Below are 10188 nucleotides of genomic sequence, written 5' to 3' on the forward strand. Positions count from 1 at the left end.
GCCGTCAGTGCTTCCAGATCCGTCATGCTGCCGAGGTGCGGCGCGATATCATCAAGCCAGGCCGGTCGTGCCGTGCCTTTGAAAAAGGCCAGCTAAGTCATGGCAATGTCTCTCGGCTCTTCTGACGGCGATGAAGACGAAGTAATTGCCGCCATCAATACCACCCCGTTAGTGGACGTGATGCTGGTGTTGCTGATCATTTTTCTGATCACCATTCCTGTGGTTACGCACACCGTGCCGGTCAAACTGCCCGCCGAAATCAACCGTCCTTACCAGACCAAGCCTGAGAACATTAATCTGGCGGTAAATAAGGATGGCGAGATGTACTGGAACGAGCAGTTTGTACCCGACACCACAGCGTTGCTGGCCAAGCTGAAACTGGTCGCGGTGATGGTCCCGCAGCCAGAACTACATATCCGTGGCGATCAGGATGCGCGCTATGAATTTATCGGCAAAGTCATTCTGACGGCGCAGCGGGCCGGGATTGCCAAGGTCGGCTTTATTACCGAACCGCCTGCACGCGGCGGTTGAACGCGCAGTTGAACTATTAAGAGGAGTCATTCATGGGTATGAATTTAGGTTCAAGCGGTAGCGCTAGCGATCCCGAACCGATGATGGAGATGAACATGACGCCGTTGATCGACGTCATGCTGGTCTTGATCATCATGCTGATTATCACCATCCCGATCCAGAATCATTCGGTCAGTCTGAATCTGCCGGTCAATGCGGCGGCGCTCGTTTCCGCACCGCCGATTGTGGTCACGATCGATATCGATTTTGACGGTACGGTGCTGTGGGACGGACAGGTCGTCGCCGACCGCGCCACGCTCGAAGGCAAGCTGCGCGCAGTGGCGTTGTTGCCAACGCAGCCGGAAGTGCATCTGCGTCCGAACAAGCTGGTGCCGTATAAATCGGTGGCAGCGGTGATGGCGTCGGCCCAACGGCTGGGCGTGACCAAGATCGGTATGGTTGGGAACGAGCAGTTTATTAAGTAAGCACAACGGAAAGCGGCCTGTGCCGCTTCCCTGATCACCCACATGGAGCTGGAAAAGTCATGACCACATCCCGAACTTTTGCCATCGGCGTATTACTGGCAGCGTTAGCCTTTAGCTTTGCCAGCGCCCATGCAGAATCAGACAGCCTGCGCCCGGAAGTCAGCAAACCATTGCAGGCCGCCCAGGAGCTGATGAAGAGCAAGAAATACAAGGAAGCCTTAGTCAAGGTCACCGAGTTGGATGTCATCGATGGTAAAACCCCTTACGAAGTGTTCATTATCGAACGCATGCGCGGGGCCGCAGCGTCGGCTGCCGGAGAAACCGACGTCGCCGCCAAAGCGTTCGATACCGTCATCAGCAGCGCGCGCTTGCCAGTGCCAGAGCAGCTCAAGCTGATGGAGGCAATGGCAGGTACTTACTACCGAAATAAGGATTACCACAAAGCCATCGTCTGGACCCAGCGCTATCTGAAGGACGACGCCAGCAATCCGACCATGAGTGCGCTGCTGATCCAGTCGGAATACCTCAACGGCGATTACGTGGGCGCAGCGCAAGGCCTGAATGCCGAATTTCTGGCCGACGACAAGGCCGCCCGCGTACCTGCCGAAGATCGCTTGCGTTTGTTGGGCAGCAGCTACCAGCAGATGAAAAATGACACCGGCTATATCGCCGTGTTGGAGCGGCTGGTGGCGCATTATCCGAAAAAAGAATACTGGGCCGATCTCATCGTACGGATTCAGGACAAACCGGGATTTTCCGACCGTCTGTCACTCGATGTCTACCGCCTGCAAATGGCGACCGGCAATATGAGCGTGCCGAACCATTTTATGGAAATGGCGCAATTGGCGTTGCAGGCCGGTTACCCTGCCGAAGCCAAAAAAACGATCGATCTTGGTTACTCCTCCGGCATTCTCGGCACCGGTGCCGAAGCCGAGCGCCACAACCGTTTGCGTGTCATGGTCAATACCAAGTTTGATGAAGATGTTAAAGCGATGGGGCAGGGCGACAGCCAGGCAGCAAGCGCCAAAGAGGGCACAGCACTGGTGAATATCGGCTATAACTATGCGACCCATGCACAGTTCGATAAAGCCATCACGATGATGGAGCAAGGTCTGGCAAAAGGCGGGATCAAACGCCCTGAAGACGGCAAACTGCGGCTCGGCCTGGTGTATTTTGAGGCGGGAAAAAAGCTAAAGTCTGTGCAGATACTGAAGACTGTGCAAGGCACGGATGGCACAGCCGATCTGGCGCGGTTATGGACCTACGTAAATTAGTATGTGTTGACCTTTGCATTCCAAAAAATATACAAGCCGTTCGGACTGAGTAGGCACAAAGTGCCGTATCGAAGAATCGCAGACGCATGCAACTACTTCGATACGCCCTGAAGGGCTACTCAGTACGAACGGGTTTCCTTGAATTTAAATGGCAACATGCCTAAGCACGTGCAACAACGACCAAAGTAATACAGCAAGCGAATAACGGGCTTCAGACCCTTCGTGCCGGGCAGCATTAGTGCGCCAAACAACAAAATCCCCATCAGAGGAGGAGACAAGAATGCGATTTGTACGTTTAAACATTACCGTTGTAGCGACATTAGCGTTGTGCACCGTGCTGAGCGCCAACGCCCAGACCGTTATCTCAATGTGGGCGCATGCCGGCCCCGGCCCGGAACGTGACGTCTACCGCGCAGCCGTGGCAGCATTCAACGCCGCCAACAACGATATCAAGGTCGAATTCATCGCGCTGCCGGAAGGCAGTTACAGCGATCAGGTCAACGCCGCCACTCTCGCGAGAAAACTCCCTTGCGTGCTCGACTTTGACGGCCCCAGCGTCTACAGCTACGCGTGGAGCGGCAAGATCATCGCGCTGGATCAATTTCCAGCCATCAACGCCTTGAAGAGCACGATGCTCAAGACGCTGGTGCAGCAGGGGACTTACAACGGCAAGCTCTATAGCGTCGGCCAGTTCGACTCCGGTCTGGCAATGTGGGGCAGCCGCAAAATGTTGCAAAAAGCAGGCGTCAGAATTCCAACTTCCATCGCCGATGCATGGAGCGGCGAAGAGTTTGACGATGCGCTGAAAAAACTCAAAAAAGACGGCGTCGCCTACCCGCTCGACATGAAGTTTAACTACGGTATCGGCGAATGGATTACCTATAGTTTTACGCCCATCCTCCAGAGTTTCGGCGGCGATCTGATCAACCGCACCACCTATAAAACCGCCAACGGCGTCTTGAACAGCCCGGGTTCGGTCAAGGCTATGCAGATGGTACAGGGTTGGGTCAAACAAGGTTATGTCAACGCCTCAGCCAAAAGCGACAACGATTTTGCGCTCGGAAAATCGGCCTTGTCCTACGTGGGACATTGGACCTACAGCGGTTATAAAAAGGCGCTTGGCGACGATCTGGTCTTGATCCCGATGCCGCGCTTCGGCGGCAAAGCGGCGACCGGAGCCGGTTCCTGGAACTGGGGCATTTCCGTCAATTGCCAGCAACCACAGGCAGCCGCCAAACTGTTGCAGCATCTGATGTCGAAGCCCGAAGTCTTACGCGTGGCAGCCGCCAATGGCGCTGTACCCGGACTGGCGGCCGCGATTCCTGACTCGCCTGATTTTGTGAGTGGGGGACCGTTGCGCATCTATCTGGATCAACTCGAAGGCGGCGTGGCAGTGATCCGACCGCAAACACCCGCCTATCCTGCCATCACCACGGCATTCTATGAGTCCGTCAACAATATTGTTGCCGGTGCCGATGTCAAAAAAGAGCTCGATAAAGCGGTCAAGAAGATTGACCAGAATATCGACGACAACAAAGGCTATCCGGTCAGACCATGAATACAAAAAACTTTACAAGCGAATCCGTCACCGCCTGGGCCTTTGCGTCCCCCGCGCTGATTCTGCTCTCTCTATTTTTACTGCTGCCATTTTTGCTGGCATTCGGATTTTCATTCACTGATCAGCGCCTGATTGCCAATGATCAGATGGCCACTGACTTCATCGGCATGCGCAACTATTGGCGCTTGTTTGACGACGATAGTTTTTATGCAGCGCTGAGAAATAATTTTTTGTTCGTCATCATCGTCGCTCCCTTGCAATCCGCGTTCGCCTTGTTTCTGGCGCTGCTGGTAAACAAACATGCACGCGGGATCAAATTTTTTCGCACTATTTATTTCATGCCAGTGGCGACCACGATGGCGGTGGTGGCCGTGATCTGGTCGTTGATGTACAGCCCGGATCAGGGATTGATTAATCACTTTCTGAGTTTTATCAGCTTCGGAATGATAGGCCCGCAAGACTGGCTGCGTGATCCGACCTTGGTGCTGCCAGCGGTGATGCTGATGTCGATCTGGCAGGGCGTCGGGTTTCAGATGCTGGTCTTTCTGGCGGGTCTGCAAGCGATTCCGGTTGATCTGTATGAGGCGGCCATGCTTGATGGCGCATCGCGCTGGCATCAGTTTTTTTACATTACCTTGCCGCTGCTGCGCAACACCATCATCTTTGTGCTGCTAACGACGACGATCTATGCGTTCCAACTATTTACGCAAGTGCAAATCATCGCCAACAGCGGATCTGTTGCGCCGCTTGATTCTTTCCGTACTGTGGTGATGCTGATGGTGCAAGAAGGATTTCGTAACGGCAAGCTGGGCTATGCCTCGGCGCTGTCGGTGATCTTTTTTGTGATCGTGTTACTCATTGCGATGCTGCAACGGTTTTTGTTGAAAGAAGAGAGGCAAGTCCAATGAAGCGCAAGGTTAGTAGCAAGCCCATCGCAGCGCGTTGGACGACACTCTGGGCGCATTACGGCACGCTGATATTGCTAGCCATTTTCTTCGTCATTCCCTTGCTGTTCATGTTGGTCTCGTCCTTGAAAACGGATGAAACCCAGCTATTGAGCGATATGTCGGGCGTGTTGGCGTTTGTGCCGTATGGAGAAATCTCGCTCAATAATTTCCGCAATGTGCTTGCCCGTACCGACTATCTGCATGCTTTCACCAACACGCTGATGATCGTCAGCAGCACAGTGGTGATGGGCGTGCTGGTCAATAGCATGCTGGCCTATGCCTTGGCGCGTTTTCGCTTTTTCGGACGTGAATTTTTGCTCGCGTTGGTCGTCGCGCTGATCATCATTCCGTTTGAAGCGATAGCCGTGCCTTTACTGTTATTGGTCAATAACCTGCCTTGGTTTGACGGCTCGCTAGGCTGGCTGGATTCGTATCAGGTGCAAATCATTCCGTTTATCGCGCATGCATTTTCGATTTACTTGTTCTACCAATTCTTTATCGCACTGCCGAAAGACCTGGAAGAAGCGGCACTGATGGATGGCGCAGGGCGCTTTCGGATTTATTGGAGCATCGTGCTGCCCTTGTCCAAGCCGGTGATTGCCACGGTGGCGATATTGCAGTTTCTGGCGCGTTGGGGGGATTTGCTGTGGCCGGTGATGGTGGTCCGTGGCGACAAATACGCGACCTTGCCGTTGACGATGCAGACTTTCTTCGGCCAGTTTCCGCGCCAATGGGGCGATGTGATGGCGTTTGCGGTGATGGCGACGTTGCCGACTTTGCTAGTGTTTATTATCTTTCAGCGCTGGTTTGTACAGAGCACCATTTCGAGCGGGATCAAGGGCTGATCTCAGGGTTTCTACATCATTTATAGAGGACGTTTATGGCCAGTGTCAGCCTGCGCGCAATTGCAAAGAATTACGATGGCATCAACAACATCATTCACGGTATTGATCTGCACATCACCGATGGTGAGTTCATGGTCTTTGTCGGCCCGTCTGGTTGTGGCAAAACCACCATGATGCGCATGATTGCCGGACTCGAAGACATTACCGGCGGCGAACTGTATATCGGTGACCGACTCAGCAATCAGGTGTCTCCCGTTGAGCGTGGCGTAGCGATGGTGTTTCAGAGCTATGCGCTGTATCCGCATATGACGGTGTACGACAACATGGGCTTCGGACTAAAAATTTCCGGCCTGAGTAAGCAGGCGGTAAAGGACGCGGTCGGGCGCGCCGCTGAGATTCTGGATATCACGCATTTACTCGACCGTAAGCCCAAAGCACTCTCCGGCGGCCAACGCCAGCGCGTCGCCATCGGTCGCGCCATCGTGCGCAAACCGAAAGTGTTTTTGTTTGACGAGCCGTTATCCAATCTGGACGCCGCCTTAAGAGTGCAAATGCGGGTCGAGCTGTCAAAACTGCATAAAGAACTAGGCACCACCATGATTTACGTCACCCACGATCAGACCGAGGCCATGACCTTGGGTGACCGGATTGCCGTCTTCAACAAAGGCAAGATCGAACAAGTCGGTGCACCCATGGACTTGTACCGACAGCCGACCAACACGTTTGTAGCCGGATTTCTCGGCTCCCCGATGATGAACTTTTTGCCCTGCATCGTCAGTCGCGACGAAAACGCGCAAGTCTCTTTGCGCATAGGTGAGGGCGGCAACATTGCGCTAGAAGGCAGTATCGCCAACGTCGCCCTTGCAGCTGCGCTGAGGCACAGTGGCGTGACGGCAGGGATTCGACCTGAGAGCTTTGAGATGGCCGTTGAAGGGCAGGGATTGCCGGTTGAGATTGAACTGGTCGAACATTTGGGCGACATGATGATGATTTATGCGCGGGTACCGGGCGTCGAAAAGTCCTTGTCGATCAAAGCACAGGAAACCGGGTTCGAGTGGCGCATCGGTAAGCGGCTATGGATCCAACCCAAAGCGGGTGCATGTCATTTGTTTAGCAATGCGGGAAATAGTCTTAGTTTGGTCTAGATAACACGTCGATCTTGCAAGGTGTTGGCTAGATGAACCCGATCGTTCAAGTAAGACATACGCGAGCATCACCATACTTGTCATTGGAAGCCGGCGCGTATGCTCAATCAATAGTATCGCTAGCGCGCTATTGCTCAAGAAGCTGGAGAAACATAGACCGCTCAACGCATTTTGAATCCGAGTCATCCTAAGTCCGACAGGCTGCTAGCAGCCTGTCTCTGCGATTGTTATCTTTTGGCGGATGAAAAATACTCACAACTTGGGCTATAGCTGCGTGATCACTGGTTTGATTAGAAGGCTGGGGAGTCATTGCAATCAAGACTGCGTAACGTCAGTACGTAAATTACATTGCGCAAATATTAGAGCGCCAATTCTAAAGTAATGTGATAATTATCAAACAGCAACAAAACGATTAACGAGGCATCTCCTATGTGGCCTTACTTAATCGATGCCACTGTCGCCGGGGCTTTAATAGATTTCAGTAATATTTATAGTGCTTAAAATATAGGCACGTAAAGCATAACAATAAAAGAGAAATTCATGCGTTTGGTTCCAGTCATTCTTTGCGGTGGTGCAGGTTCGCGCCTTTGGCCTGTTTCTCGTGAGTTGCATCCGAAGCCGTTCATTCGTCTGGCGGACGGGCAAAGTCTGTTACAAAAAGCCTTCCTGCGAGGCGCAGCGTTGCCGGGTGTGGACGAAATTCTGACGGTTACCAATCGGGAACTGTTATTTAAGACTGAAGACGAATTTCGTGAAATCAACAAGGCGAAACTCGCTACCTCCTATATTCTGGAGCCGTTCGCACGCAATACCTCGGCTGCCATTGCCGCTGCAGCACTGCATGTCGCAAAGATCCATGGCGATGAAGCGGTCATGTTGGTGCTGGCTGCGGATCATCTGATTGCGGACCAGGACGCGTTTTCTGATGCGGTTGCCACAGCATCGGCACTGGCTGCGCAAGGCAATCTTGTTACTTTCGGCATCGAGCCGAATGCACCAGAAACCGGCTTTGGCTATATCGAAGCGGAAGGCAACAAAGTGTTGCGGTTTGTAGAAAAACCCTCTCTTGAAAAAGCTCGGGAATATCTGGAATCAGGCCGTTTTCTTTGGAACTCTGGCATATTTTGTTTCAAGGCTGGCACCATGTTGCAGGCGATGGAACAACATTGCCCGGAGATTTTATCGGCTACTAAGTCATGCATAGAACAATCACGCATCGCTGAAGGTAAAGGTTTTACGCAGCTCGAACTAGATGCGGCCAGCTTCGCACAAGTCCCGGATTGCTCCATCGACTACACCGTAATGGAGCAATCGGCCAATGTTGCGGTCGTGCCTTGCAACATCGGCTGGAGCGATATCGGCTCCTGGAGTGCGTTAAGCGACCTTTCTAGCCCTGACGCGCAAGGCAATCGGATCGATGGCAAAGCGTTGTTGCACGATGTCACCAACTGCTACATCCAGAGCAACAAACGCATCGTCGGGGCGGTCGGTATCAATAATCTGATTATTGTCGATACGCCGGACGCCTTGCTCGTTGCTGATAAATCGTGCGCGCAGGATGTCAAGCATCTCTATACAGAACTCAAAGCGCAGGGGCACGACGCTTACAAACATCACCTCGCCGTACATCGCCCTTGGGGCACTTATACGGTGCTTGAGGAAGACACTAACTTTAAGATTAAACGTATCGAGGTCAAGCCGGGTGCTTCCTTGTCGTTGCAAATGCACCATCATCGCAGCGAGCATTGGATCGTCGTCAGCGGTATGGCGAGGGTGGTCAACGGCGATAACGAGCTTTTCGTCAGAACCAATGAGTCGACCTATATCCCTGCCGGGCATAAGCACCGTCTGGAGAATCCCGGCATGCTTAATCTGGTGATGATCGAAGTGCAAAGCGGCGAATACCTCGGCGAGGACGATATCGTGCGCTTTCAGGATACTTACGGACGTATCTGATACGGGCACACCTTGAACCCTCGGGTGGTAAGCCTGAGGCAGTCTTAAGGGCCCTCATATAATAGGACTTACGCAAAATTGTCCCAGCAAGGCAGACTGACGAAGACATTACGAAAGTAAGGCTAGGAAGGATAACGCTGCTGGGGCGATTTTGCGTAAGTCCCAAACGATTTCGATTTATGATGTCGACTTCATGACGGATGCTGAATCTTGGATCCGCATATCAAACAATCATCAGGCAGTAGTGCACACTCGCCTGATCTCCGTTTTAATTTTCACCTCTGGAATAAGTACCATGCTGATCATTACCATCAAACAAGGCAAAGAAAAGAGCCTGTTAGTCCGCCAACCCTGGATTTATGCTTCTGCCATCGAACGTGTTGATGGTAAGCCTGGGGAAAATATGCAGTTTGGCGCGACTGCGTTGGTGCATTCATCTTCTGGTAAGTTTCTCGCGCGTGCGGCGCATAGCCCCAAATCGGAAATCCGGGCGCGGGTCTGGACCTTTGATCAAAACGAAGCGGTCGATCATGCGTTTTTTAAGCGCCGTGTCAAGGCCGCTGTGCTCGCACGTAGCGTCGCTGGCGCTGGAAAAAAGGCTGCCATGACTGATGTGGTGCATCTGGTATTGGCTGAGAAGGATGGTTTGCCTGGGTTGCTGGTAGATTGGTTCGGTGGCCGCAACGGCTATTTGATCTGTGAGTTTCAGTCCGCCGGTGTCGAGGCCTGGAAAGTGCCTATCGTGAAGGCATTGATGGCGGAAACGGATTGTCCGAACGTCTATGAGCGCTCCGATGAGCTGATCCGTAAAGGTGAGGGCTTGCTCAATGTGTCCGGTGTGCTGGCGGGAGAAGAGCCGCCGGATGAAACGCAATTTACCGAAAATGGCGTGCGCTTTGCGTTGGATATCAAGACCGGGAAGAAAAGTAAATATCGGTAATTTTGACTGACGATCATACTGAGTGACAAATATGAAGCACGCATCATCTTTCAATCTGAAAAATGCTGCGTGAGGTGATGCAAATATTGTCGGTATTAATCCAGTTTTTCAACAATCCGCAAAATACTACTTTCCACGAATGTTCCGGCTTGCTCTTTCCATGCCATCACATGCGGAGCATGCAAATGTTGGTTCAGCAATGCGCGACTCTCCCAGCGCTCGAAGAAAACGAAGGTTCGAGGATCATCCAGATCCTGGTGTAAATCATATTGGATGAAGCCAGGATCAGCCTGTGTGGGTGCAATCAGTGCACGCATGGCAGCTTCCATATTTTTTTCTTGTCCGGGCTTGGCGGTGTTAATTGAGATAACGGCGACGTGTGACATGCGTTTCCTTTGGTTGGGTAATGGAGCACAGTACAGCAGGATGAGTTTGTGCGTACGAGCGATGCCAGTATCGAGTACAAGTATCAAGTGATCGATTCGTGCTTGTCCGTGGTACTCGGCATAGAACTACTGAGTCGGAGAC

General features: G+C 52.5%; 10 protein-coding genes. 9 read left to right on the top strand and 1 reads right to left on the bottom strand.

Features of this window, described 5'->3' with window-relative positions:
- The first annotated feature begins 99 nt into the window (after positions 1–99).
- The 9 genes from ACVBEF_RS18855 to ACVBEF_RS18895 all read left to right on the top strand — a co-directional run bounded on the left by ACVBEF_RS18855 (position 100) and on the right by ACVBEF_RS18895 (position 9660).
- Positions 100–531 carry an ExbD/TolR family protein gene (locus ACVBEF_RS18855; protein ID WP_447125459.1) on the top strand — a complete coding sequence of 144 codons (432 nt, stop codon included), beginning with the start codon at positions 100–102 and terminating at the stop codon, positions 529–531.
- A 32-nt stretch (positions 532–563) separates the two neighbouring features.
- Positions 564–995 (top strand): ExbD/TolR family protein, encoded by a 432-nt coding sequence (locus ACVBEF_RS18860; RefSeq protein WP_447125460.1) that lies wholly within the window; start codon positions 564–566, stop codon positions 993–995.
- Positions 996–1054: 59 nt separating this feature from the next.
- Entirely contained in the window at positions 1055–2269 is a 1215-nt protein-coding gene (locus ACVBEF_RS18865) for a tetratricopeptide repeat protein (RefSeq protein WP_447125461.1), read from the top strand.
- 280 nt (positions 2270–2549) lie between these two features.
- Positions 2550–3827 carry an ABC transporter substrate-binding protein gene (locus tag ACVBEF_RS18870; protein WP_447125462.1) on the top strand — a complete coding sequence of 426 codons (1278 nt, stop codon included), beginning with the start codon at positions 2550–2552 and terminating at the stop codon, positions 3825–3827.
- The gene (locus tag ACVBEF_RS18875; protein ID WP_447125463.1) at positions 3824–4735 is read left to right on the top strand and encodes a carbohydrate ABC transporter permease; all 912 of its coding nucleotides are present in this window, start codon (positions 3824–3826) and stop codon (positions 4733–4735) included. The genes ACVBEF_RS18870 and ACVBEF_RS18875 overlap by 4 nt, the downstream gene beginning before the upstream one ends.
- Entirely contained in the window at positions 4732–5619 is an 888-nt protein-coding gene (locus tag ACVBEF_RS18880) for a carbohydrate ABC transporter permease (RefSeq protein WP_447125464.1), read from the top strand. The genes ACVBEF_RS18875 and ACVBEF_RS18880 overlap by 4 nt, the downstream gene beginning before the upstream one ends.
- A 35-nt stretch (positions 5620–5654) precedes the next feature.
- Positions 5655–6764: an ABC transporter ATP-binding protein gene (locus ACVBEF_RS18885; RefSeq protein WP_447125465.1), complete on the top strand. Its 1110-nt coding sequence runs from the start codon at positions 5655–5657 to the stop codon at positions 6762–6764.
- 540 nt (positions 6765–7304) lie between these two features.
- Positions 7305–8720, top strand: a complete 1416-nt coding sequence (locus ACVBEF_RS18890) for a mannose-1-phosphate guanylyltransferase/mannose-6-phosphate isomerase (protein WP_447125466.1) — start codon at positions 7305–7307, stop codon at positions 8718–8720.
- A gap of 295 nt (positions 8721–9015) precedes the next feature.
- Positions 9016–9660: an SAM-dependent methyltransferase gene (locus tag ACVBEF_RS18895; RefSeq protein ID WP_447125467.1), complete on the top strand. Its 645-nt coding sequence runs from the start codon at positions 9016–9018 to the stop codon at positions 9658–9660.
- 95 nt (positions 9661–9755) lie between these two features.
- Here ACVBEF_RS18895 and ACVBEF_RS18900 read toward each other — a convergent pair whose 3' ends face one another.
- Entirely contained in the window at positions 9756–10046 is a 291-nt protein-coding gene (locus ACVBEF_RS18900) for a putative quinol monooxygenase (RefSeq protein ID WP_447125468.1), read from the bottom strand.
- Between the last annotated feature and the right edge of the window lie 142 nt (positions 10047–10188).

Source organism: Glaciimonas sp. GG7 (assembly GCF_052976905.1).